General features: G+C 66.1%; 14 protein-coding genes and 1 riboswitch. Of the genes, 2 read left to right on the top strand and 12 right to left on the bottom strand.

Going from position 1 to position 25,847, the window contains the following annotated elements:
• Nucleotides 1–537 precede the first annotated feature (537 nt).
• The 11 genes from RT424_RS12780 to RT424_RS12730 all read right to left on the bottom strand — a co-directional run bounded on the left by RT424_RS12780 (nt 538) and on the right by RT424_RS12730 (nt 18,870).
• Entirely contained in the window at nt 538–2,091 is a 1,554-nt protein-coding gene (locus tag RT424_RS12780; protein WP_313438617.1) for an alkaline phosphatase D family protein, read from the bottom strand.
• Nucleotides 2,092–2,107: 16 nt separating this feature from the next.
• Entirely contained in the window at nt 2,108–3,112 is a 1,005-nt protein-coding gene (locus RT424_RS12775) for a nuclease (RefSeq protein WP_313438615.1), read from the bottom strand.
• Nucleotides 3,113–3,189: 77 nt separating this feature from the next.
• Nucleotides 3,190–6,363 (bottom strand): TonB-dependent receptor, encoded by a 3,174-nt coding sequence (locus RT424_RS12770; RefSeq protein ID WP_313438613.1) that lies wholly within the window; start codon nt 6,361–6,363, stop codon nt 3,190–3,192.
• Between the two features lie 249 nt (nt 6,364–6,612).
• Complete coding sequence (locus RT424_RS12765) at nt 6,613–7,557, bottom strand: FecR domain-containing protein (protein ID WP_313438610.1); 945 nt, start codon at nt 7,555–7,557, stop codon at nt 6,613–6,615.
• A 106-nt stretch (nt 7,558–7,663) separates the two neighbouring features.
• Nucleotides 7,664–8,320 (bottom strand): RNA polymerase sigma factor, encoded by a 657-nt coding sequence (locus RT424_RS12760; RefSeq protein WP_313438608.1) that lies wholly within the window; start codon nt 8,318–8,320, stop codon nt 7,664–7,666.
• Nucleotides 8,321–8,347: 27 nt separating this feature from the next.
• Entirely contained in the window at nt 8,348–9,928 is a 1,581-nt protein-coding gene (locus RT424_RS12755; protein ID WP_313438605.1) for a PepSY domain-containing protein, read from the bottom strand.
• Between the two features lie 4 nt (nt 9,929–9,932).
• On the bottom strand, nt 9,933–11,951 hold the full coding sequence (locus RT424_RS12750) for a TonB-dependent receptor (RefSeq protein ID WP_313438602.1): 2,019 nt from the start codon (nt 11,949–11,951) through the stop codon (nt 9,933–9,935).
• Nucleotides 11,952–12,164: 213 nt separating this feature from the next.
• A riboswitch (cobalamin riboswitch) is annotated at nt 12,165–12,411 on the bottom strand.
• Nucleotides 12,412–12,594: 183 nt separating this feature from the next.
• On the bottom strand, nt 12,595–13,599 hold the full coding sequence (locus RT424_RS12745) for a DUF2891 domain-containing protein (protein ID WP_313438599.1): 1,005 nt from the start codon (nt 13,597–13,599) through the stop codon (nt 12,595–12,597).
• A complete protein-coding gene (locus RT424_RS12740; protein ID WP_313438597.1) occupies nt 13,596–14,534 on the bottom strand; it encodes a 5-oxoproline transporter, DUF979 family subunit in 939 nt (312 codons plus the stop codon). The genes RT424_RS12745 and RT424_RS12740 overlap by 4 nt, the downstream gene beginning before the upstream one ends.
• Complete coding sequence (locus tag RT424_RS12735; RefSeq protein ID WP_313438594.1) at nt 14,531–15,196, bottom strand: 5-oxoproline transporter, DUF969 family subunit; 666 nt, start codon at nt 15,194–15,196, stop codon at nt 14,531–14,533. The genes RT424_RS12740 and RT424_RS12735 overlap by 4 nt, the downstream gene beginning before the upstream one ends.
• Before the next feature lie 23 nt (nt 15,197–15,219).
• A complete protein-coding gene (locus RT424_RS12730; RefSeq protein ID WP_313438591.1) occupies nt 15,220–18,870 on the bottom strand; it encodes a hydantoinase B/oxoprolinase family protein in 3,651 nt (1,216 codons plus the stop codon).
• 132 nt (nt 18,871–19,002) lie between these two features.
• Between RT424_RS12730 and RT424_RS12725 the strand changes: the two genes are divergently transcribed.
• Nucleotides 19,003–19,512, top strand: coding sequence for a winged helix DNA-binding protein (locus RT424_RS12725; RefSeq protein ID WP_313438588.1), 510 nt, complete (start codon nt 19,003–19,005; stop codon nt 19,510–19,512).
• A 144-nt stretch (nt 19,513–19,656) separates the two neighbouring features.
• On the opposite strand, the gene RT424_RS12720 is transcribed toward RT424_RS12725, so the two are convergent.
• On the bottom strand, nt 19,657–19,815 hold the full coding sequence (locus RT424_RS12720; protein WP_313438585.1) for a hypothetical protein: 159 nt from the start codon (nt 19,813–19,815) through the stop codon (nt 19,657–19,659).
• A gap of 203 nt (nt 19,816–20,018) precedes the next feature.
• Here RT424_RS12720 and RT424_RS12715 point away from each other — a divergent pair, with 203 nt between their 5' ends.
• Complete coding sequence (locus tag RT424_RS12715) at nt 20,019–25,832, top strand: autotransporter domain-containing protein (protein WP_313438583.1); 5,814 nt, start codon at nt 20,019–20,021, stop codon at nt 25,830–25,832.
• The last annotated feature ends 15 nt before the right edge of the window (nt 25,833–25,847 follow it).

Below are 25,847 nucleotides of genomic sequence, written 5' to 3'. Positions count from 1 at the left end.
CATCAGGACGAGGAAGAGGCCCACCCAGAGGATGTCCTGCATGGATTGTGCTCCTGCAACCTCACACCGCGAGGCTGCGGCAGTGAGTCGAATGCAGTCGACCCATTAGGACGATACGCCGTTGAAATTCGAGATGAGGGATCGGCCAAACGCATAGTATTTGCGTATGATCGGCGCCCCTCATGCACCCCTACCGCTGCCCGACGTCGGCTTGGCCCGATTTGCAGTCCTTGTCGTCATGAACTGCATTGGGAATTTTCAACGCAATTTGCAGCTCCTCCATCTGGAGAACATACGCAGGGCAAGGGCATATCGTGCGGGCCTCGCCACCTGGCAGGCGCATCTCACCATACGCCCGCGCAACCTCCAGGCCCTCAATTCACGGGGTAGCGAGATGACGCGAGATTCCCTCATTGCGCCTTGAAGCGAACTTCGTTGACCTGTTCGATCGGCTTCATCCGGGCCAGGATTTCACGGAGGCGCTTCGATGCCAGGGGCCGCGGACTGGCCGTTCATCAGAACATAGCAGTTTACGGCCTAGATTCTCTTCAGGTGCGCCTCGTCGGGGCTGACCTCGTATCGAACCAGGGTGCGGATGACCCCGCCGGGCTTCTCGATTTCATCCATCACTCTGACGTCCGTGGTCCAGGCGCGGGGGGTGATGTCGAAGATCTGGTAGCCGCGGCGGTCGGTATAAAGGTCGAAATTGGGATTGTTCTTGAGGATGTGCGCGAAGCCGTCGTCGCCTCGGCCGTTGCCGCCCGACGAGATCGAGGTGGCCAGGAACTCCACGGCCACGCCCTTGCCGTCGGGCTCTTCGTCGCGTTCGGGCACGATCCCGGCGGCGTGTTTGTGGTGGTCGCCGGTGGCGATGACGACATTGGTGAGGCCATGGCGCTTTATGCTTTCGCGCAGGCGGGCCTTGGCCGGGCGGTAGCCGTCCCACAGGTCCGTCTCGAAGACGGGGCGCGAAGCGCCCGGTGCGCGCACGTCGAACGGCATGACGATCACCTGCTGCGCCAGCAGGTTCCACGTCCGGTCGTTGCCGAGCCCTTCGTCGAGCCAGGCTTCCTGCGTGTGGCCGAGCATCTCCGGGCTGGCGTGCGCCTCAGGCGTGCAGGTTTCGGCACGGGCGATGTCGTTGCAGGACTGGTCGGTGCGATAGCTGCGGGTATCGAGAACGTGCGTGCGCAGCAGGCGGCCATAGTCGAGGCGGCGATAGGCGGTGATCCCGGCCGGGCTGGGCATTTGCGAACGGCGCAAGGGCATGTTCTCGTACCAGGCCTGGTATCCTGCCATGCGACGCAGAAAAAACGCCTCGGGCGGCGTGCCGTCCTGATCGTAGTCGCCCGCCCAGTTGTTGTCGACTTCGTGATCGTCGAACGAGGCGGCAAAGGCGCAGGCAGCATGGGCCGCCTGCAGGTGCGGGTCCGACTTGTACTGCGCGTAGCGGCGGCGATAGTCGTCGAGGCTGTAGATCTCGTCGCCGTGGTGGCTGCGCACCGCGCCTTTCCCGACAGGCCGACCGGCGCCTTCGTAGATGTAGTCGCCATAGTGGAATACGAGGTCGAGGTCCGGCTCGCGCGCGAGAGCGCCCCAGGCGTCGTAGAAGCCCGCCTCCCAGTGCTGGCACCCGGCAACGCCGATGCGCAGCCGGTCGAGCGCGGCTCCGGCTGTGGGCGCGGTGCGGGCACGGCCCACCGGGCTGACGTCGCTGCCCAGAACCGAGAAGCGATACCAGTAGTGACGATGCGGCAGCAGGCCGCCCACTTCGACATGGACCGAATGGCCCAGCTCGGGCCGCGCCATCGCCTCGCCCTTGCGCACCACCCGAGCGAAGCGCTCGTCCTCGGCGACTTCCCAGGAGACGGGCACGACCGCCTGAGGCATTCCGCCATGCTCGCCCAGCGGTTGCGTCGCCAGGCGGGTCCAGATCACGAAGCCGTCCGCCCACGGATCGCCCGAGGCGACGCCGAGGGTGAAGGGATTGGCGCCGAGCGGACGGGTCAGCACGGCCGCGTGGGCAGGCAGGCCCGACAGCAGTAGCAGGCCCGCGCCCGATTTCAGAAGCGAACGACGATCGACGGTCATGGGAGCGATGTCCTGTTCAGAGAGCGGGCATGGGCGCGGGTGCGGGCGCGGAGCCCGTTTCGGGATCGTAGGCGGGGTTTGCCGGGTCTTGCGGGCGAGGATCGCCTTCGCCGGGTTTCGCGCTCTCGGTCCAGGCGCGGGTCAGCAGGTCGCGCAGCATCGCCGCGCCCGCCGCACTGCGGCGATAGACGAAATCGCGCCCTTCGCGGCTTTTCGGGTCGGCCAGAACCTTGCGCTTGTCGAGGTCGAAGATCTTTTCGACGTCCGCGTTGCTCTCGTTCAGGAAGGCGAGGACGTGCTCGAACAGGTCGCCCTCCTGCCGTGCAGGCGCACCGATACGCTTCGCGAAGTTCTCGGGCTGGAGGTCTATGGCGTCGGCATAGCCGATCTCGAAGGCGCCGTGGATGCCGCCGCCGGTCGCGTAGCCCTTGGGATTGGGGCCGACCCAGCCCTCGCAATGGATGCTGACGTGGTGGGGCTGGGTGCCGTCGCCGATGTAGTGCGACATCCAGGCGGTGTAGAAAGCGAGCGTCTGCTCGATGTTGGCGGTCGGCTCGCCCCGCATCCGCTTCCAGCGCAGGCTGCGCATGCCCGCGACGATGCGCCCGTAGCCTTCCATGATCGCGTAAGGCATCGTGCCGATCCAGCGCACGTTGAGGCGCTCTGCGGCCTTGGGGTCGATTTTCCGCACGCGTTCATGCTCGCGATAGAGGGCCAGCACGAAGGCATAGCGCGAGCGTGGGACAGGTTTAAGAAACGCGAGCCGTTCCACGAACCAGGTGTGGTTGGGGTCCTCGTCGATCTTGGAGAACGGCTCGGAGGACGAGCGCCAGCTGTCGGGCGCGCCTGCTTCCTCGCCGATGATCTCGGCATATTTGCGCAGGAACACCGGCCCGTCCTCGGGCAGCGCATCGAGCGCGGCATGGTCGATCACGGCATGGCCGCGCCCGCCCCAGGCCAGGGCGGGGGCGGCATGGATGCTCGCAGCGAGCGTGAGGGCGAGAAGCAGCTTTCTGCGCATCGGATAGGGCTTTCGATAAACGGCAAAAGGGCGGGACGGGCACGTCGATCGCGCCCGTCCCGCCGCTCGGGTCAGGATCAGAAGTTGTACGAGACGCCCACGTAGGCGCGGCGGCCCGAGTAGATCGAGCTGGTCAGCCGGTCCTTGGTGTCGTTGCCGAGGTACTGCCACTCGTGCGACTTCGTCAGGTTGATGATCGAGGCAGTGAGCATCAGCCCGTCGCGGATCTCGTAGGAGGCGTTGAGGTCCACCTGCTCGTAAGGCGCGGTGTAGGTGTTGAGGCCCGAGGACAGGCCGCCCACCACGGTGCCGCGGCGGTTGTACGAGGCGCGCAGCAGCAGGCGGCGGGTCTCGTAGAAGACCGAGGCGTTCCACTGCGTCTTCGCGCTGCCGACCAGCGGCGAAGTACCCACCTTTTGGCCATCGAGCGTGACGTCCGCCGTAGAGGTGTCGTTATAGGTGAAGTTCACTTGCGCGCCGAGGCCGAAGGGCAGCGTGTGCTGCGCGTAGATCTCGACGCCCTGCGACACCGCGTCCGAGCCGTTGGCGACGGTGGAGTAGGATTCGATCAGCACCTGCTGACCCGCCACGTCACGCGTCACGTCCATGACCAGCGGCACGATGAAGTTCGACACGTCCTTGCGGAAAGCGGTGGCGCCGACCACCGAGCCGGGGCGGAAGTACCATTCCACGCCCACGTCGTACTGCCAGGCCTTGAAGGCGCTCAGCTGCGAGTTGCCGCCGCTGCCCGACCATCCCGCGAACTCGCCGAACTGGTCGCGGTCGAAGGCATAGGCTTCCGACTTGTAGGTGAGCGAGCGGGCACCGGCGAGGTCGGAGATGGACGGCCGCGAAACCACCTTGGCCACTGCGCCGCGCACCAGCAGCGTGGGGGTGACGTCATAGGAGAGGTTGAGGCTGGGCAGCACGTCGGTGTAGCTCTTGCGCTCGTTGAGGCGCACGTTCTCGATCACTTCGCGCTGACCCAGCGGCAGCACCTGGCAGTTGCCGTCCGCGCCCAGTGGACGGTTCGGGTCGAACGGGCCATTGGGTCCATCGACGCAGTAGTCGACGAGGTACTGGAGGCGGTCCGAAGTCTCGTCACGCTGGATGGTTTTGACCACGCGCAGGCCCAGGTTGCCGCGCAGTCCGCCGGTCGCGAAGTTCGCTTGCGCATAGCCGCCCAGCGCCTCTTCCGAGAGGTTGTAGACGTTGTTCGGCTCGGGCTCGCGCACCGAGGGACCGTAGCGCTCGTTGATGATCTGGAGGTAGCGCTTGAAGTCGACGCCGGGATAGAGGTTAGCGCTGAAGCCGCCGTTGATGTTGCCCATCGGCTCGTCATAGAAATATTCGGGCTGCGCGACGGCGCCGGCGGGCGTGTTCTGGTAGCGGATCTTGTTCGCGGCATCGGCATACCACTCGTTGCGCCCGGTCTCGCGGTGCACTTCGAGCTTGCGCCACTTGCCGCCCAGCTGGATCGAGCGGAGGAAACCGCCATTGAACTGGCGCGTCAGGTCCAGCTGGACGTAGGGCTGGTCGATCTTGCTGTTGGTGAAGCTGGAATTGGTGCCGCCGATGTCGATCTGGGCGACGCCGTTCATCAGGTTCTGTTGCAGCTCGGGCGAGAATTCCATAGCCACGCCCTTGCTGGAAAGATCCCAGGCGCTGAGGAAGTTGCCGTTCTGCTCCTGACCCACCACCGTGATGCGCGGCTTGGCGGCAACCTGGAAGCGCATCGAAGGCCCGCCCTTCGATGCCGTCTTGCCGACTTTCAGCAGTGCCTCGAAGCGGTCCAGCTTGTAGCGCGCTTCGCCCTCGAAAGTCTGCGAGTGCTGCTTCTCCTTGGAGTAGTACCCGGTAAGACGCGGCGTCTCCATCGTGCACATCGGCGTATTGGCCAGGCACGGTGCGCCGGGAACGGCGAACGTCGCGGACTTCATGACCGTGCCGCTCTTGTCGAACTGGGCGTCGCTGAAGAACTTGCCGTAGCCCCACTCGGGGATCGTCAGCTGGTTCATCACGTAGTCGCTGCTATATTCGAAGCGAAAGTAGTTCGCGGTCAGCGTCAGCGTGTCGGTGGGGCGGAACTGCGCCGTCGCCTGGATGCCGAAACGCTCGCGGTCCTGGTCGAAGACTTCGGCGCGCACCGACTGCGGTGCCCAGTAACCGGTGTAGTGGTCGCCGCCGACCGTGCTCTGGCCGCCGCCGGTCCAGTACGACACCGCCGCATCGTTGGCGATGGGATTGCCGTCGACGTCGGTGGCGCGCTCCAGCACCTGACCGTCGGCGCCGCGATCGCTCCACCAGCGCCAGGTACCGGCGGTGGAGCGCATCTCGCGGTTGGTACGCTTCTGGTAGACGCCGCCGATCAGGAAGCCGATCGTCTCGTCCTCGTTCTTCCACGAATACTGCGCGCCGATCTGCGGCTCGAACTTGTCGCTATTGTCGGAGTAGGTGCCCTCCGCCGAGATGAATCCCGAACCCGAGGGGACATCGAACGGACGTCGGGTGTTGAGGATGATGGTGCCGCCGATGCCGCCTTCTTCAAGCCGCGCTTCGGAGGACTTGTAGACCTCGGTGCTGGCGATGAAGTTGGCGGGCAGCATCACGTAGTTGAACGAGCGCTGCGGGTCGCCGCTGTCGGCGCCGGCCAGGAAATTGCCGTTCAGCAGGGTCTGCGTCAGGCCGGGCTGCAATCCGCGAATGCTGACGCGCGACCCTTCGCCGCCGTCGCGGGTGATGACCACGCCCGGCATGCGCTGCAAAGCGTCGGCCACGTTCTTGTCCGGGAACTTGCCGATGTCTTCCGCCGTGATGACCTCGACGAAGGCATTGGCCTCGCGCTTCTGCTGGAGCGCCTGCTCGATGGATTCGCGGTAGCCGGTGACGACGATGTCGGGATCGGCTTCGGCCTCAGGCGCCGCAGCAACGGGCGCGTTTCCCACCGTATCCTGCGCAAGCGCCACGACCTGCCCGTCGTCGCCCACCACGCGCAGGCCGGAGCCCGCGATAAGACGGCCGAGCGCTTCCTGGCGGGTCATCGCGCCGCGTACCGCAGGCGCGGTCATGCCCCGGATTTCGGCGGCGGGATAGACGATCTTGACCTTGGCCTGCTTGGAGAACGTAATCAGCGCCTGACCCAGGGCCTGCGAGGGAACGTCGAAGTTCACGGTCGCCGCCAGCGCGGGACTGGCGACCAGCGCGGTCGAGGCCGCGAGTGCGGCGAACAGAGAATTGTAACGCAAGGACATCGAAACTTACCCCCGACATGGCGCACCGTCTGCGCCATTCGAAGGGCATGACGGGATCGGAGCCGGTTGCCTCCAAGTCAGGGGAGAATATTTTTTCGCCTGGGAAATTCGCGTAAGAACCCGTCGTCCCGGACTTGATCCGGGACCGCTGGCCGTGACCGGCCCACCTCTCGGCAGGGGCGCTTTTCCACAAGGGTGCTTCTAAAGAACTGCCAGCGGTCCCGGATCAAGTCCGGGATGACGGAGGGTTCAGCGCACCAGTTCGAAGCCATTCGCGGTGGGCACGATACGCGCATCCAGGCTGAGCGAAACCGCCTGGAGAAACTGGTCCGGGCGATCGAGATCGAAGCGTCCGCCGATCTTCTCGCGCGCCAGATCCGCGCTGGCGACGGTGATCTTGCGCGTCAGGTGACGGTTGAATTCGGCGGCGGCGGCGGCGACGGATTCGTCGAGGAAGACGATTTCACCCATGCGCCACGCCATTTGCGATGCCACCTGCTCGGAACTGCGCGCCTCCAATCGGGGCGCCGTGTCGGCGGCCATCACGATCGTTTCGTTGCGCCGCAAGGTCAGTTCGCGACCTCCGTCCGGCAGGCGCAGCGCGGCGCCGTCCACCAAGGTCAACTCCGCCCGCCCCCCCGCGATCCGGGCATCGAACAGTCCCGGCGCCAGCGGCAAGGAAGCATCGCCGGCATGCAGCACCGCGCCATCCTTTCCGCCAGACCGGATGTCCAGCGCCACTTCTCCGCGATCGAGCCGCAGGATCCGGTGGCCACTGCCAAACCGCCATGACAGCGCGCTGTCGGTGTTGAGATAGGCGACACTGCCATCGGGTAGCACAACGCGGCGCGTCTCTCCCACTTTCGTCATGGCGCTATCCCAGGCATAGGCGCGCTCGGCCAGGAAGCCCGAACCGAGCGCTGCCACGGGCAGCGCCACGGCGGCGAACTTCAGCCATTGGCGTCGGCTGGCCCGTACGGGCGCGCCCGGAACCTCGACCAGAGGGCCTGCCCCGGTCCGCATCGCTTCCCAATGGCCGACGATGCGCGCATAGGCGACCGCGTGGGCCGGATTGCTCGCGCGCCAGGCCTCGAACTCCTCGACGCGCGCGGTGCCGGCGTCGAGCGCGGCGAACCAGCGCGACGCTTCGGCCAGCAGGGCGTCCTGACCCAGGGGATCTTTCGAGTTCGTCATCTACCGGAGTGCCGTGTCTAGTGCTTCTTTACGCGGTTCTGGACGGTTCTGAAACAAGGGCGTCCGCGCTCCGATGCTCGCTCGTACCTATACAGCCTGTTGCGAGTCAGAGAAGTATCTTCTCTCGTGCCGCCTCCGGGTGTGCATCGGGGCGCAGTTCGTCGGTCGGCCGATCCTGCGGCGTGAGCGCATGGGTCAGCAGTTCCACGGCGCGGGCGAGGCGTTTCTCGAACGTCGAGATGCTGATGCCGAGGTCGCTGGCGATCTCGCGCGGTGTTTCCTCCGCAAAGCGGCGGCGCACCAGCGCGATCCGGCACCGTTCCGGCAAAGCCGCAATGGCATGCTGCACGCGCGCCATCTGCGTGCGCGCGGCGACCACGCGGAAGGCATCGGGCATCTCGTCGGCCACGTCCAGCGCCGCGGGTGCGGGCAGCGCCAGCATGGTGACCACGCGTCCCTGCCGCATCCGCTCGATCGCCTGGTTGCGGATCATGCGCATGACATATCCCGGCGGGTTGGCGATCGCGCTCCAGCCGCCCAGCGTGAACAGCTTTACGTAGACTTCTTGAACGATGTCGCCGGCTTCCTCGTCGTTGCGGACAATCCTGCGCGCATAGTCCAGGTAGCCGCGTTCGTGAGGCAGAACCTCTTCAACGAACCAGCGGTCAATCGGGCGGACATGGGGCGCGGTCACGATGAAGGGCTCGGCAGTGAAGGAACTGTGCGCCGCGCCTAGGGCATGAAAATGTACCTTTTGCGACATGGACGGCCGAATTGAGCCGTCCGTCGATCATGGGCCGACGAGGTTCCGGTATCGACCTCGCGCCATGAGAACGGCCGCGCGGCGTCGTTGCAGGCGCCGCGAGAGACGGCGGATGTCTCTGCTTACCTTGTTCCAGGCCATCCATGTTCCGGTCGCGCAGACCAGCGTGACGGCGGCCAGCAACGGCAGCACAATGAAATCCCACCATGGACGTTTGCGCAGCACGGGAAAGTCGAGGCTGTGCAATCCATCCTGCAACCAGTGGAAACCGCGCCCGTTGCGGTCGAAAGCACGCACGATCCGGCCGCTGGTCGGGTCCATGTAGAGCCGCGTCTTCTCTCCATCCGCCAGCACCACGCGCCAGACCGGAAGCGGTGCGGCAAAGCGGTGGCGGTAATAATAGGCGTCCTCTTGCGTCAGCAGTTCCAGCGATGCGATGGCCGGCTGTCCCGAAAAGGCAGCACGCAGTTCGCCCGAGGTCAGCGAGGACGCCTTGCCCTGGGCGTCAAGGCGCTGCGCCCGGCCGTTCGCTTTGGACGCGATCAGGAATGTCCGGCCGCCCAGCGGCGCGGTATCGATCCGGAGGGTATCGTTGGGAAGATCGTGCAAGGCGGACAGGGCTTGCCGAACGTCACGCCATGGCATCGGCCCGGCAAGTCTCTCGCGCTCGGCAAATCCACCCGCGCTGTCGAGGAACCCCCACGGGTTCATCGAGAAGAGCCCGCTCGCCACCCAGGTCAGCGTCAGCAGTCCGAAGAACAGCCCGAAGACATGGTGCCACCACCACAATCCCTTGTAGGGCGACCCGATTTGGCCGTCGCGCTTTCGGCGGATACGGGCGATCCCGGCCCAGATGCCTGTCACCGTGAGAAAACATCCCGCAAGCGAGGTCCAGACGACCACCTCGTTCCACAGCGCGCCGTTTTGCCTCAGCATCGTGGGATAGAGCCAGTGCGGCACAGCGCCCAGCCAGCCCCAGAAACGCTGGAAGCGCGTCGTTTCCTGCACGACCTCGCCGGACCTGCCTGAAATGTAGATCTCGGTTCCGGCGCTGTCGTCGAAGTCCACCCGGTAGAGCGGCGCGTTGCGCCTGTAGGTTTGCACGGTCCATTGGTCGATCCCGGTTTCCACGGGAGCGGCAGGCCCGCCCACGATACCGTGACCTTCCGCGAAATCCCGCGCGATCCTGGCCATATCCTGCGGGCCCGGCGCGGCCAGCGGCTTGCCGGTTGCCAGATCGAAGGCGGCGGGGATCGTGCGCATCTGCGGGATCGCGCGGTCGGTGGATTCACCGGGCACGACCCGCAGGACCGGGCGTCCGGCCAGCATCTCGATGTGGGCGGACGCGATCGGCGTGCCCGGCGCCATGTCCACGGCGTCGAAAGCGCCGGACGGCGGTAGTTGCAGGGAGGCAAGGCCCTGCACTTGTGCGGCAGGCTCCAGCCTCGGATAGTCCACATAGATCATCACGAAGCCCGAAAGGCACCAGATCGTCATCAGCAGGCCGACGAAGACGCCGAGCCAGCGATGAAGGACAAGGATCGGGCGCGGCAGCAGGCTGCGTGAGCGCTTCGTTCGAGGATGGGGCCGAGGCTGGAGCGTTGCCATGGCCTCAGAAGCTCAACCCGTAGCTCATCCGCAGCGTGCGCGGTACGCCCCGGCTGAAGTAGAGGAAGCGGCTGTTGCTGCCATCCAGCACGCCCTGGTCGGTCACTGCCGACTGATAGCCGCGCGTCGCATATTCCCGGTTGAACAGGTTCTCGACATTGACGCCGAAGCGGTTCCGGCGCGCCGCACCGTCCACGTAGAGATAGGCCCCGGCATCGACGAGCGCGTAGTTGCCGTAGTTCCGGCGGCCGAAGCCCGAAGCCGTGGACCAGACGTCGCCGATCCAGTTGACCGAGAGATTGGCGCCGAACGGCCGGTCCTCGGGCGCGTAGGACAGGGTGCCCTTGGCGTATTGCCGGGGATTGCGATCAAGCTGGGTGGACGATCCCTTCTTGCGCACGCGGGCGTAAGTGTAGCTGGCATTGAGGTTCCAGCCCCCCGCCGTCCGGGCCGTCAGTTCGAACTCGCCGCCCTGCGAGCGGACCTTGCCGTCGAGGTTGGCGTAAGTGCCGTTCGGATAGGCCGGATTGTCGTAATCGTAGTCGATCATGTTGGTGATGCGGCGATTGAAATAGGTCGCCTTCCAGCCCAGCGTGACCGCGCCTGCGGGCAGGGTTCCCCCGGCGGAGAGGTTGAGGTTGAGGCTCTGTTCCGGGCTCAGGTTCGGATTGCCGATCTCGCAGCAGGGATCGTTGCCATAGAGCTGCGAGGCATCCGGAAGTACGAAGGAAGTGCCGCCGTTCGCCTCGACATAGAGCGCATCGGCAAAGTCGTAGCGGCCGGAGACGTTCCAGATCGTCTTCTTCGCCCCGTCCGTGCGGTTGTAGCGCAGACCGGCGGCGAGGCGGCCTTTCGAGGAGATCTCGTCGGTGGTGCGCACCTGGAAGATACCGGCGTGGACCTGTTCGCTGGTCGGTGCGATCAGCAGCACGTCGTCACGACCGCTGAAGTTCTGGAAGTCGTAGCCCAGCAGGTATTCGAGGCCGGGATGGAGATGCAGCTTGACCACCGCGCTGCCGCCCCAGTCGCGATAGCCCCAGAACGTGCCTGCTGGGTAGATCACTTGCGGTTGCAGGTCGGGAAGCGAATTGCGGATCTGGACGTAGGCCGTCTTCCAGTCATGGAAATAGCCCTTGAGGAAGAACTGCACCGCATCGCTGCCGGTGTAATCCAGGCGGAGGCTGGCGATTTCCTCGTTGCGATCGTTGCGGCTCTCCCGGATGCGCGTGGGCGAGAGATTGTCGAGCTTCGCCTCGGTATGCTGGTACTGGGCGTTGAGGGCCAGGTCGGGTGCGAGGTCGTATTGGTACTTGAGCCCCGCCGACCACAAGTCGTAGCCGAGATGGCGATCGGTAAGGCTGGGCTGGTAGGCGCTGTAAGGCGTGTAGCCTTCCGAGCGGTTGTGCGCGGCATAGGCCACGAAGCGGTGGCTGCCCGCCGCGCCGCGCAAGTAGCCGTCCACCGTGGTGCCGCCCCAGGAATCCACCGAGGCATTGACCTGGCCGTTGAAATCGTCGGTAAAGCCGCGCGTCACCACGTTGATGACGCCCGCCGAAGCCTGGGTGCCGTAGAACAGGCTCTCCCCGCCGCGCAGCACCTCGATACGCTCGATCATGCTGGCGGGAAGCGTGTCGTTGGGCGATGTTCCGCCATAGAGGCGGTTGTTGAGGCGGATGCCGTCCATCGTCCAGAGCACGTCCTGCGTGCGCGAACCCTGAAGCGACACATCGACGTAAGTGAACGGCCCGTTGCGGGCGCGGATGTAGAGACCGGGCACTGCTTCCAGCGCCTTGACCACGTCTACCGCGCCGCTGTCTTTGATCTGCTTTTCGCTCACGGTCACCACGTCGTTGCCGTAGCGGGAAAGCTCTTGCGGCAGCGTTTCCTCAAGGCTGGTGCCGGTGACGACGATGGCCTGATCCTCACCGGCGTCTTCACCGGTTTCCTCGGCACAAGCCTGCGTGCTCCAGGCAAGACCAAGCGCCACGGCAAGCGCCGCGTGCGAAATTGTAGCGAACTTCATTTCATCCCCCTGTCGAGCGCCTTGCGATCCGAAGCAGGGGTCTGCCGTTCACGACCGGCCGGCGCACCGACCGGCGTTCACGAAAGGCTGGCGCATCGACCGGCCGGGCGCCCATAACGAAGGGACGACCGCTCAGCGCACCGTGCGGCCCCTGCCGCTGGTTCGTCGCTCAGACGGAGAAACACCGTGCCCCGGCCATCCCCTGGACCAAAGCAAGAGCGACCGGACGCAGGCAGGTCTCCTGGCTCGCGGGTCATGGCTTGATACACGGCCTTCCCAGGCCTCGCATGGTTTAGCGTCCGGCCCAGTGGCTACGGCAGGCGCCTTGGCCCCGCCGCGTGATGTGTATCGCGCTCACCGCTTACAGTTGCAGGGACAGCCTCGGATTCGAGGATCGAAATCCTCTCACCGTGTTCCCATTTTAAGCCTCTTTCGAGGCACCGGCGCGATCTTGTCCGCCATCCCTCACCGAGAGAAACGGATGAGGCGAGCTAGCCGGGGAGTGCACTGCGTGCAAGCGGGATTTGATGGGTGCCGTTCGTGGTGACGATCATCTGCAATCCGGGTAGCGGTTCGTCTGTTCAGGACAGCATCGTGGGCATCCTTACCCGGCAGGCCTACCCGGCATTCCTACTCGGCATCCCTACCCGGCAGGCGCCAGTGCCAGCAGGGCGAATGTCGCCAGCCAATGCTCGCCCATATAGTCGCCGGCGAGGTGGGGTAGCGCCGCTTGCAGGTGCCGCTGGGCGATCTCTTCCCCCGCATCGTGGATGAAGTGCGTTTCCGGCAGACGCGCGGCGATTTGCCTCCAGCACCAGGCGCGGCTGAGGTTGAGGCCATCGAGATGTGCGATCTTGCCGTCTGTCCGATCCGAAACGAAGGCCGGCACCAGCAGGGTCTGGGGGCATCCTTCGGCAATCCGGGGAAGAAAGGCATCGAACCAGGCCGCAAACTCGGCGGGAGGCAGGACGCGGCTCATCGCCAGCGCCTCGGTCAGCGTGGGAGAGAGGAATTCGTCGCCGGACGGCTCCCAGGCCTGAGCGGCGCGGTCCTCTCCGAACCAATCGCGCAGACGGCTTTCGATCAATGCGGCACGACCGTCTCGCCGGCCCTTGGCCCATTCGTGCGCCAGGACGAGGGCGAACGCCGAATTGCTATGGATGCCGTGGCGGATCGGATAGGTCAGCTTGGGAAGGTGGTCCTCGAAGCGCTGCGCGAAGATCGCGGCCAGCGGGGCAAGTGCCGCGGCCCAGTCCTGGCGCTCATGCAGCGAGAGTTCGTGATGCAGCGCCAGCAGCCAGCCCCAGCCGTAAGGCCGCTCGAAGCCCAGCGACAGCGGGCGCGCCAGATAGGCGATCTCGCCCGCGATCTTTTCCGGCACCAGCATCGTGTCCGCCCGCGCGCGAATGGCGGCGGCTTCGGGCATGTCGGGGAACAGGCGCAGCAGCCGCATGACCTGCCACCAGCCGTGCACGCAGCTGTGCCAATCGAAACTGCCGTGGAACACCGGGTGGAGCGCCGAAGGCGTCTCCGCGTCTTCCGGCCCGTTCAGCACATGGTCGAGCTTGTTGGGATACTCGCGGCCGAGGTGGCCAAGGGTGAGCTGCGCGAAGTGCGAAGCATGCTCCGCCGTCAGGATCGTGGTCATCGGGAGAACCCCAGGAAGTAGAGGAGAAGGATGTTGGCGGCCAGCATGGCGACGGCTGTGGGCACCTGGGCGCGGATGACGCCGTAGGGATCGCGCAGGCCCAGCAGTGCCGCCGGAACGAGATTGAAGTTCGCGGCCATGGGCGTGAGCAGGGTGCCGCAGAATCCGGCCAGCATGCCGATCGCCGCCACGGCGGCCGGGTCGCCATGTTGCACGGTCACCAGTAGCGGCGCGCCCATCGCGGCGAACATGACGGGAAAGGCGGCAAGGGCATTGCCCATCAGCACCGTCAGCAGCGCCATGCCGGCGCAATAGAGCGCCACTTGCGCAAACAGACTGCCGCCGGTCTGGACATGGTCGAGCAGGCTGCCCACGGCCGTGCCCATTCCTGCCGCCGCATAGATGATGCCGAGGCTTGCCAGCAATTGCGGCATCAGGATCGCCCAACCAAGCCCGTCGGCCAGCCTCACGCCCTCGCGCAAGGGCGCTTCGGCGCGGGTCCGGAACCAGACCATGCAGATGACGGTCGAAGCCAGCGCGCCGAGTGCAAGCGAAACGAGCGTCGCGTCGGAGGCCTTGACGATCCCCGGCACGGACTTGAACAGCACCGTTCCCGCCAGCGCGATCGCGGGAATGGCCAGCGCCGGAAGGAACAGGCGGCTGCCGTAGCGCAAGGCCGCCGCCTCCTGCCCTTCCTCGCCCGGTGCCGGAGCCGCGCCGGTCCGCCCGGAAGCGGCCACTACGACGATGACGATGGCAAGAACGCCGTTCGCCATGTCGGGGATATGGTCCCCCAGCAGGAAGCTGAGTGCGATCAGGCCCCAGAGTAGCGCCGTGGCGCGGCCCTTGCGGTCCCGCCGGTGCAGCGCCGTGACCAGCGCGAATCCGAGGAACATGGTCCCCGCCAGCGCATAGACGAGTTCCAGTCCGATCACGCGATTCCATCCTGTAAACGCCGGCGCTTCCTGTCCAGCAGCAGAACGCGGCCGCCGTGAATGAGCAGAGCGGCGATCGCCGTCGGCACCGCCCACATCGACAGCGCGAAAGGCTCGGCCTTCATGCCATAGCCCTCCATCACGCCTTTCATCAGCAGGATCGAGCCGATCGCCAGGAAGATGTCCTCGCCGAAGAACAGTCCGATGTTGTCGGTCGCCGCCGCCAGGGCCTTGGCACGATCGGCATCGAGTGAGGAGCCGTCCTGTTCGGCGGCCGCTTCCGCCATCGGTCCCAGCATCGGCCGGACCATGGTGACTTGTCCGCCAAGCTGGGTGAGGCCCACGGCGGAAGTCAGCTGCCGTGCCAGCAGATAGGCGAAAAGCAGCCGTCCCAGCGTGATCCCGCGCAATCCGCGCATCAGCTGCTTGGCGCGTTCCTGCAAGCCATGGCGTTCGAGCAGGCCGATCGTTGGTATGACGAGGAAGACGGCGGTGACGAACTTGTTGGCGTTGAAGGCGGCACCGAAGCGCGCCAGCAGCTCGGCAAGCGGCAATCCCGCCGCCAACCCCGCCGTCGCCGCAGAGGCCAGCACGACCGCCAGCGGATTGATCCGGGCCACCAGCCCGGCGACGAGAACGACGACGGCTAACAGAACCAGCATCTCAGGCTTCCCCAGTTTGTCTCTCAGGCTGTCGTTTCGACATCGGACGGCGCGCCGAAGCCGCCGCCGCCCGGCGTTTCTATGACGATGGCATCCCCGATGGCCAGCGGCACTTCCGCCGTTCCGCCCAGATCGGTGCGCGATCCATCGCTGCGTTCGACCCATTGCCGCCCGACTTCCCCCGCCGCGCCGCCCTGTAGACCGAACGGGCCTTCGCTGCGCCGCGACGAGACGATGGTCGCGGTCAGCGGCTCCAGCGCCATGACCTTGCGCACCACGCCGTTACCGCCGCGATGCCGCCCTTCGCCGCCCGATCCCTTGCGTATCGCGAAGCATTCGAGCCGCACCGGATAGCGCATTTCGAGAACTTCGGGATCGGTGATACGGGTGTTCGTCATGTGGGTGTGAACCGCAGAGGCCCCATCCGCGCGCGCGCTGGCTCCTGCGCCGCCGCAGATCGTCTCGTAGTATTGCACCCGGTCGTTGCCGAACAGGAAGTTGTTCATCGTCGCCTGCGCGCTGGCCGTGGCGCCGAGCGCGCCCAGCAGGGCATTGCAGACCGCCTGGCTCACTTCGGTATTGCCGGCCACGACGGCCGCGCCGGGCCGGGGCGACAGGAAGGTTCCTTCCGGCACCACGATCTCAAGCGGAACCAGGCAGCCTTCGTTGAGCGGCAGATCGGAATCCACCAGGCAGCGGAAGGCGTAGAGCACCGAAGCCTGCGTGACGGCGGGAGGCGCGTTGAAATTGCCGTCCCGCTGCGCGTCGGTACCGGTAAAGTCGATCGTGGCGCTGCGGCGCGCACGGTCCACGCTTACCTGGACCCGCAGCCGTGCGCCGTCGTCCATCCGGTAGTCGAAGGCGCCGTCGCCGATGCGGTCTATCACGCGGCGCAGGCTTTCCTCGGCATTGGCCATCATATGCCCGACGTAAGTGGAGACCGTGTTCCAGCCGTAGCGGCGCAGCAAGGCCATGATCTCGCTTATACCGGTTTCGTTGGCGGCGACCTGGGCCTTGAGGTCGGCCACGTTCATGTCGGGATTGCGGGCCGGATAGCGCGCGGCGGCCAGCAGATCGCGCAAGGGCTGCTCGCGGAAGGTGCCGCCTTCCCGCAGCAGGAAATCGTCGATGACGACGCCTTCCTGCTCCAGGCTGGTGGAGACTGCCGGCGTCGAGCCCGGCGCGATGCCGCCGATGTCGGCATGGTGGCCGCGATTGGCCACGAAGAAGCGGATGCGTTCACCCGCCTCGTCGAAGACCGGCGCCACCACGGTGACGTCGGGCAGGTGGGTGCCGCCGCGATAGGGATCGTTGAGCGCAACCATGTCGCCGGGCTTCAGGCTGCCCTCCCGCGCGGCCAGCACCGCACGCACGCTTTCGCCCATCGCGCCGAGGTGGACCGGCACATGCGGCGCATTGGCGATCAGGTTGCCTTCGGCATCGAACAGCGCGCAGGAAAAATCGAGCCGTTCCTTGATGTTGACGCTTGTCGACGTGTGCCGCAGCACGGCGCCCATCTGCTCGGCAACCGCCATGAACATGTTGTTGAACAGTTCCAGCATCATCGGATCGGCGACGGCGTGCCCGGATTCCGCGTGCCCGCCTTCCCCGTGTTCCCGGCTGGCCGGAGTGGCCGAGGCGCGTTCCTGGCGCAGGACGAGGTTGCCCCAGTCATCCACCGTCGCCGCCCAGCCCGGTTCCACCACCGTGGTGGCCAAGGGCTCGCGGATCAGGGCCGGGCCGTCGATGCGATCTCCTGCCAACAATTCGGCGCGGTCATAAACGGTGGCGAGATTTTCTCTTCCTTCGGCCCAGAGCGGCATCTGCGTCAGGACGGGCTTCTCCTCCCCCGGCGCCCGTCGCCCAAGTGGCGGCATCGACACCGCCTCGCCCGGAAGGATCACTTCCACCTCGATACTGTCGACCACCAGGGCGCGACCGGGCGAGGAGAAGCCGAAGCGGGCGACGTGCGCCGCGTCGAAGGCGTCCGTCATGGCCCCGGGATGGTCGAGCGCGACCGCGATGCTGGTGTCGGTCCCCTGGTAGCGCAAGTGCACGCGGGCTTCGTTGCGCAGCGCCGTGCTTTCCTTGTCCGTCGCGATCGTCTCGGCGAGTTCCGCGGCGATCGTCGCCGCATCCGCGCGCAAGCCGGTAACGGTTCCGGCATCGAGCGGACGCTCCACCGCCACCCGGCGCACTTCGCTGCGATCGGCCAGTCCCATCCCGTAGGCGGAAAGCACGCCGGCGAAGGGATGGATGAAAACGGTGGAAATGCCCAGCTCCGCCGCCACCATGCAGGCATGTTGCCCGCCGGCGCCGCCAAAGCACTGCAAGGTGAAATCGGCGGCGTCGTGACCGCGTTCCGTGGAGACTTCCTTGATCGCCCGCGCCATCGCCGCGACGGCCACCCGCACGAAGCTTTCCGCAACCTCCCGTGGGTCGGTAGGGCGCCCCGTCGCACGTTCCACTTGCCCTGCAAGCGTGGCGAAGCCCTGTGCCACGACGTCGCCGTCCAGCGGCAGGTCGCCGTCGGGACCGAAGATCGCCGGAAAGAACGCGGGCGCAATCCGGCCGAGCATCACGTTTGCGTCGGTCACCGTCAGCGGCCCACCCCGGCGATAGCAGGCGGGGCCGGGATCGGCGCCGGCACTGTCCGGCCCGACGCGGTAGCGCGCGCCGTCGAAATGCAGGATCGAGCCGCCGCCTGCCGCCACTGTGTTGATCGCGATCATCGGCACGCGCACTTTCGCGCCCGCCACTTCCGCATCGATCACCCGCTCCAGCGCGCCCGCATAAAGCGCGACGTCGGTGGAGGTGCCGCCCATGTCGAAGCCGATGATGCGTTCGAAGCCCGCCGCCTGCGCGGTCCGCGCGGCACCGATGACGCCTCCGGCCGGGCCGGACAGGATCGCGTCCTTGCCCTGGAACGTGTGGTGATCGGTAAGCCCGCCGCTGGACTGCATGAAATAGAGCGGTACGTCGCCCAGTCGATCGACCACGCGGCCCACGTAATCCCGCAAGACAGGCGAGAGATAGGCATCGACCACCGTGGTGGAAGCGCGGGATACCAGACCCAGCAAGGCGCTGGTGCCGTGGCTGGTGGAGACTTGCGTGAACCCGGCCTTCCTGGCCAGATCCGCCAGCCGCCGTTCCACCTCGGGATATTTCCAGCCATGCACCAGTGCGATGGCACAGGCGGTGATCCCTTGTTCGCGATGCCGCGCGAACATCCGCGCAGCGGCCGTCTCATCGAGCGGCGAGATCGTAGCGCCATCGACATCGCAGCGCCCGCCCACTTCCTCCACCGCCGTGTAGAGTTGCTGCGGCAGCCGGATATCCAACGCGAAAAGATCGGGACGGCTCTGGTCGCCGATCTCCAGCAGGTCGCCGAAGCCCTCGTTCACCACCAGCAGCAGCGGTGCGCCCTGGCGTTCCAGGAGAGCATTGGTGGCGACGGTCGTTCCCATCTTGACGCCGGATACCAGCCCGTCCGGCAGGGGCGCATCGAGTGGGAGATCGAGCAGCGTTCTGATGCCGGCCGTGGCGGCGTCGCGATAGCGTTGCGGGTTTTCGCTCAGCAGCTTGGTGGAAACGAAAGTCCCGTCCGGGCGCCGACCCACGATGTCCGTGAAGGTGCCGCCACGGTCTATCCAGAACTGCCAACCCGACCCCATCTTTAGCTCCGACAATTTACCGACAAATTGTGAATGACGGCTTTTCCCGCCGCCTGTCAAGCAGCACGCGCCTCGCTACGGCTTGCGCTGACCCTCATTGACAAGCCCTCCGCCGCGATTTCATACACGCCTATGAGCGCCAGCGAACCCGGTCCGATCATTTCCTCCGCCCATCTTGCCGATGGCGCGTCTCCCGCGCTTTCCGAGCTGGAGTTCAGCCTGACCCTGGCGGCCAATGCCTATCAGAAATGGATCGTGCGTTGCGCGGCCGCCGCGGGGCAGCAGCTCAGCCCGCTGGAAGTGCTGGTGCTCCACTCCGTCCGGCATCGCGATCGGCCAAAGCGGTTCATGGACCTGATGCTGGTGCTCCATGTGGAGGATGCGCATCTGGTGAACTACGCGGTCCGCAAGCTGTCGAGCGCCGGGCTGGTGGTGACGCGCCGGGTGGGCAAGGAAAAGGTCATCGAAGTGACCCCGGCAGGCATAGACTTCTGCAATGCCTATCGCGCCATCCGGGAAAAGGTGCTGGTCGGCGACGTGAAGGCTTCGTTCGAGGAAGACGTGCTGTCACGCACCGCGGAAACCTTGCGCATGCTTTCGGGAGACTACAACCAGGCCGCCCGCGCGGCGGCAACGCTATAATGGATAGTCAGACGGGATCCGTTCAGGGCATCTGATACGAGTTGAAAATGCCGGCAACGCTGGCGCCTGCGCTCTTCCTTCCGATCGGCCATGCGGAGCGCCAACATCGGCGCCATTTTATGGCTCGGCTACATCCTTTTCGCTTCACAGGATCGCTTTTTTGCGTCCGCTGAGTGCTGCTGCAACCATCAGTCCGCCGATCAGGGAGATATGCTCAAGAACAACATAGAATTCGAAGGTGCGGTTCGGCTCGGACATCTGCCAGAAGGGATGGGCGATAGGTATCGTGAGTGCCAGAAACACGCCTAGGGCTCCGGCACCGAGCCACGCGAAACGGTCTATGATTATGAGCGCAGAGCCGCAAAATATAGGCTTACACTTCGGGGATTGGGTTTAAATATTTGTTAAGTCTGTTTCTTTGCCAAGCAATGGGCCGGCCATCCTATAATGAGGTATATGCTCGAGCCCGTCCATTGGCGATGCGGCAACTGTCAAGCTGAGGTACCATGCCGCTTCCCGTTCTTCCGCTGAAATCGATTCACGTCCCGGTCGTTCACAAACTCCGTCCCGCCCTGCTGGCTTCGGCCGCAGGCATCCTGCTGACCGTTCCATTTTCGGCAGCCTTTGCCGCGGATGGCGATGGCGGTAACGGGTCGAACAGCTTTGCCCGCGGCGGTCTTTCGAGCGCCACCGATACTGGCAACAGCGGCCAGAGCGGGGGCGTGGGTACTATGGACGGTGGCGCTGGTGGTGGCGCTGGTGTCGTGGGCGGTTCCGGGGGCACCGGCGGCAACATGGGCAACTTCCCGGTGCCCGCCGGTTCCGGAGCGCTCTCGGCGGGCGCCAACGGTCAGAACGGTTCTTCTTCAGGCGGTGGCGGCGGTGGCGGCGGCGGTGGTGCCCATCGCTATGTCGGCGCGCTTTCGGGCCTTACCGGCACGACGTTCCAGGGCGGTAACGGCGGCAATGGTGGCGTTGGCGCCGGTTATGGCGGCGGCGGCGGCGGCGGCGGGTTCGGTGCAGTCATTACCGGCCTGACCGATACCACCGCCACGATCGGCAGCGGTCTATCCTTTGTAGGCGGCAATGGCGGCACGGCCGGATGGGCCGCTTATGGCGGTAACGGCGGCAGCGGCTTGGTGCTGCTGGGTGCGACGGGCACCAACGACCTGACGCTGGCCGCCAGCGTCACCGGCGGCACCGGCGGCGTCAGCGCCCGCAGCTATAGCGGAAACGGCGCCAGCGGCCTGGTGGTGCAAGACCCGGCCGGAACGATCAACCTCACCTTGAACGGAACGGTTCGAGGCGGAAACGCGGGCGCTCTGACTTCAGGCTATGCCTCGCCAGGCGGTTTCGGCGGTAGCGGCGTCAACGTCGTCGGCGGCACCGGCACGACGACCCTGTTCGTCAACGGCGTCGTGGAGGGCGGCTCCGGAACCGGCACGCGTGCCGGGGGAGCAGGCATCACGGGCAGCAACCTCAATGTGATCATGAGCGTAAGCGGCAGCGTTTCCGGCGGTCTTTCGAGCAGCGGAGTTCGCGCTGCGGCGATCGCCTTCGGTGCAGGCGCGAACGTGCTCGAAATTCGGACGCCTGCGGCTGTTCTCGGGGACGTCACCGGAGCCAATGCCGACGATATTCTGCGGCTGGGAGGCGCTTCCTACGTGGCGCTGGACATGGCCAGCCTGAACACGGGCGGCCGCCTCGGCGGCTTCGGGACCATCGAGAAGACGGGGGCTGGCACCTGGTTGGTCTTGGGCGAATCGAATTTTCGTGCTGCCTGGGCTATAAGCCAAGGCACGCTCTCCCTCACGAGCGGGAACGCTCTGGCCAACGCCGCAAGCGTGACGGTTGACGGCAATCTCGATTTTTCGGCCGCGGACACGTCCGCCACCATCGCCAATCTGTCGGGCGGCACGGGGGGGGCGATCCTGCTGGGCACGCACAATCTCTTCGTCAATCAGATCGCGAGCGGCACTTACGCCGGCGCGTTGGCGGGGACGGGCAATTTCACCAAGACCGGCTCCGGCACGCTGACGCTTACCGGTAGCAGTCTCAGCATCGGTGGATCGGTCGAGATTGCGGCCGGTACGCTGGCGTTGACAAGTGGCCTGTCAGGCGCGAGCGCATTTGTGGTCAACGGTGTGCTCGACGTTTCCGGAGCGACCTCCGACATGACGATCGCCAACCTTTCCGGTTCCGGCACGGTGGCCCTGGGGGGAACCAACCTGGAGGTTCGCCAGGCGATCGATGCACCCTTTGCCGGCAGCCTCACCGGTAGCGGCGCGTTCCTCAAGTCCGGCACCGGCACGTTGACGCTGACCGGTGGCAACGGCGGGTTCACCGGCAGCGCCCGTGTCGCGGACGGAACGCTGGCGCTTGTCGGCAGCGGCAGCATCGCTGCGGCCCGTAACGTCATCCTCGACGGAACCCTGGACATTTCCGCCACCGCGCACGGCGCAACCGTTTCGAACCTGACCGGCGCGGCGAGCGGCGCGATCACGCTGGGCGGTCAGACACTGGCGATCGACCAGGGCAGCGATGGACGCTTCGACGGTGCGGTCAACGGTACCGGCACACTGGTCAAGGCCGGGCAAGGCGTGCTGACGCTGGCCAATGCCAATGCCGGCTTCGATGGCGCAGTGCACGTGCTGGCCGGGACACTGGCCCTCGTCGATGGCGGAAGCCTTGCGGGTGCGGCCAGCATCGCGCTCGACGGTACGCTCGACATTGCCGGATCGGCGGGAAGCGTCGCCTTGTCGAACCTCAGCGGCTCGGCAGGCGCCGGGCTGGTCCTGGGCGACCGCACGCTGACGCTTACGCAATCGAGGGCGTCCGATTTCGCCGGGCAGATCGCCGGTACGGGCGCTCTCGTGAAGGCTGGATCCGACACGCTCATCCTGTCCGGGAACAGCAGCGCCTTCGCCGGAGCCACCACGCTTCAGGCGGGCAGCCTGCAAGTCGATGGCAACTTGGGCGGCAGCGTCACCACGCTTGCAGGCACGACGCTGCTCGGCAGCGGGACCATCGGCGGGCAGGTGACTGTGGCGGATGGCGCAACCCTCAGCGGTCGCCAGGGCGGCGGCCTGACCATGGGTTCGCTCGTGCTTGGTGAAGGCACGACCATCGTCGCCAGCCTGGGCGCGCCCAGCACGGCCACCTCGGTCTGGACCACCAGCGGCGCCATGACGCTGGACGGCACGCTTCACGTGCTCGACGAGCCCGGCTACGGTGCAGGCGTCTATCGCATCTTCTCCAGCGGCGGCACACTGACCGACAACGGACTGACGCTTGGCACGCTGCCGCAGACGCGTTTCTCCACCTCGCTCGAGGTGGGTGGGTCGACGGTCGACCTCCTCGTCGTCGCCCCCGACACCAGCCTGCAGTTCTGGACCGGCAACGGTACCGATCAGGGCGGCAGCGGTACCTGGACGGCCGGCAAGGCGTGGAACAACAATACGGCCGGCACCAGCGATCCCTGGGCAGGTCAGACCGGCATTTTCGGCGGCCAGGCGGGAACGGTCGTCCTGGAAGGCAGCCAATCGTTCCATACGCTCGAATTCCTGACCGATGGCTACAACGTCACGGCCGGTACGAACGGTGCGCTCGATCTGGGCACGGGCGGGCGTCTGTGGGTCGAGGGCGCCGACGTTACGACCACGGTGGCCGCACCGATCGTGGGCTCCGGCTCGCTTGCCAAGATCGGCGCCGGTACACTCATCCTTACCGGCGACAACGGTTATGAGGGCGGCACGCTGATCTCGGCCGGCACGCTCTCGATCGATCGGGATGCGAATCTCGGTGCGGCAAGCGGCGGCCTGACGTTCGATGGCGGTACCCTGGCTACCACTGGCAGCTTCACCACGGCGCGGGACGTTACTCTGGTCACGGACGGGACGATCCGGGCCGCGGCGGATACGACGCTGACGCTGGGTGGCACGATCTCCGGTTCGGGCGGGCTGATCGCCAGCGGACCGGGCACGGTCGTCCTGACCGGACAGAACAGCTATCTGGGCGGCACCACGATTGCGAACGGCACGCTCTCCGTCGGTTCGGATGCCAACCTTGGCGCGTCCGAGGGAGGCCTGACCTTCAAGGGCGGCGCTCTGGCGACGACCGCCAGCTTCACCAGCGGGCGCGCAGTCGAGCTTGCCGGAAATGCCGATATCCAGGTCGCCGGCGGCACGACGCTTACGTTGAATGGCACGGTTGCAGGCCAGGGCGGGTTGACCAGCAGCGGGCCGGGCACTCTCGTCCTCGGCGGTGTCAACACCTATGTCGGCGGCACGACCATCAAGGGCGGTACGGTATCGGTGGGCGCCGATGTAAACCTGGGCGCTGCTTCAGGCAGTGTCACCCTGGCCGGCGGCGGGCTTTCGGCATCGGCCAGCTTCACGTCGGCCCGCGATATCGCCATCACCGGCAGCACGGGCGACATCGGTGTCGCCGGTGGCCAGACCCTGACGCTGACCGGTACGATTTCCGGCACCGGCACGCTGGTGAAGCAGGATGAAGGCACGCTGATCCTCACCGGCGACAACAGCTACACCGGCGGGACCACGATCCGTGCGGGCATCCTGCAGATCGGCAACGGCGGTGCTACCGGTTCGATCCTGGGAGACGTGGTCAACGAAGGCACCCTGATCTTCGATCGTTCGGGCAGCTACCGTTTCCCCGGCAACATTTCGGGATCGGGAGAGGTCATGATCCGGGGCGGCGGCACGGTCGATTTCGGAGGCGGATACGAAGGCGCGATCACGCTCACCGAATCCAGGCTGCGGCTTGCGGACGGTTCTTCCACGGTTTCGCAATTCACGGTGGGAACGGGCGGCGTTCTCGGCGGCAATGGCGTGATCGGCGGACTGGTCGTGCGCGATGGAGGCACGGCGGCTCCCGGAAACTCGCCGGGCACGATCAACGTCAACGGCAATGTGCTGTTCGAGGCGGGATCGACCTATCTGGTGGACGTTACCGCTGCGGGAGGGCACGACCTGATCACCGCCACCGGCACCGCCACGCTTCAGGGTGGCACGGTGACCATGGTTGCGGAGCCCGGCGTGTACGGGCCGAACACCAGCCATGTCATCCTGACCGCGCAGGGCGGCGTCACCGGCACCTTCGCGAACGTCACCTCGAACCTGGCCTTCCTCTCGCCCAGCCTTTCCTACGGCGCCAATGAAGTGCGGCTGGACTTCGTCCGCAACGACATCGTCTTCCCCGACGTGGCGGCGACGGCCAACCAGCGCGGCGTTGCCCGTTCGGCCGAAGCGCTCGGTTTCGGGAACGCGCTCTACGACGCGATCGTCAAGCTTACCGACACGACGGCGCCCGCCGCATTCGACGCGCTTTCGGGCGAAGTCTATGCCACGGCAGGCTCCGTGATGCTGGGCGACACGGTCAACTTGCGCCGGGCCGTGGGCGCGCGTCTCGGCCAGGTTTCGGAAACCGCGATCGAAGACGACGGCATTGCCGCTGCCGCAACGCGTGGGACGGGCACGATCTGGACCCAGGGCTACGGCAGCTGGAACCGCATGAGCGGAGACGGCAATGCCGCGCGCGTCACGAACTCGGGCGGCGGCTTCTTCCTGGGTGTGGACGCGGCGGCCGGCGAGGATTGGCAACTCGGCCTGGTGGCGGGTTACGGCCGATCGAACCTCGACGTTGCCGCGCGCGCGTCACGCGGTACGATCGACAGCTATCAGGTCGGCTTCTATGCGGGCGGCCGGGTGGGCCGGCTGGTCCTCAAGGCCGGCGCCAGCGTGGCAGGCAACGACGTCTCGATCGACCGGACGGTGGCATTCGCCGGCTTCAGCAGCGAAGAGGGCGACGACTACCAGGCCACGACCGCGCAGGTGTTCGGCGAAGCGAGCTATCCGATCGCGCTGAAGGGGGCATCGGTGGAGCCTTTCGCAGGGCTGTCCTACGCCTATCTCGGTGCGCACCGGATCAACGAGAAGGGTTCGGCTGCATCGCTGGCTGGCCGCGTGTCGAACGCCGACGCGCTGTTCTCCTCGCTGGGTGTCAGGGCGCAAACGCGTATCGCCATGGGCAAGGCATCTGCGCTGATGCCGTACGTGTCGCTGGCCTGGCAGCACGGTTTCGGAAACCTGCGTGCGGATGGTTCGCTCGGCTTCGTGAACGGCGACGGGCCCACATTCGCGGTGGCGGGCACGCCGCTCTCGCGCAATGCCGCGCTGATCGGCGCCGGTCTCGATTTCGCGGCAGGCGACCGGGTCAGGATTTCGCTCGGCTACCAGGGCGAGCAGTTCTCGGACAGGCGAGACAATGCCGTGCGCGGCAGGGTTTCGGTCACGTTCTGATCGAAGCGTGCAACG

The sequence above is a fragment of the Novosphingobium sp. genome, assembly GCF_032093395.1.
Taxonomy (GTDB): domain Bacteria; phylum Pseudomonadota; class Alphaproteobacteria; order Sphingomonadales; family Sphingomonadaceae; genus Novosphingobium.
Note: the sequence above shows the minus strand (reverse complement) of the source record. Positions and strands in the feature narration are given on the sequence as shown.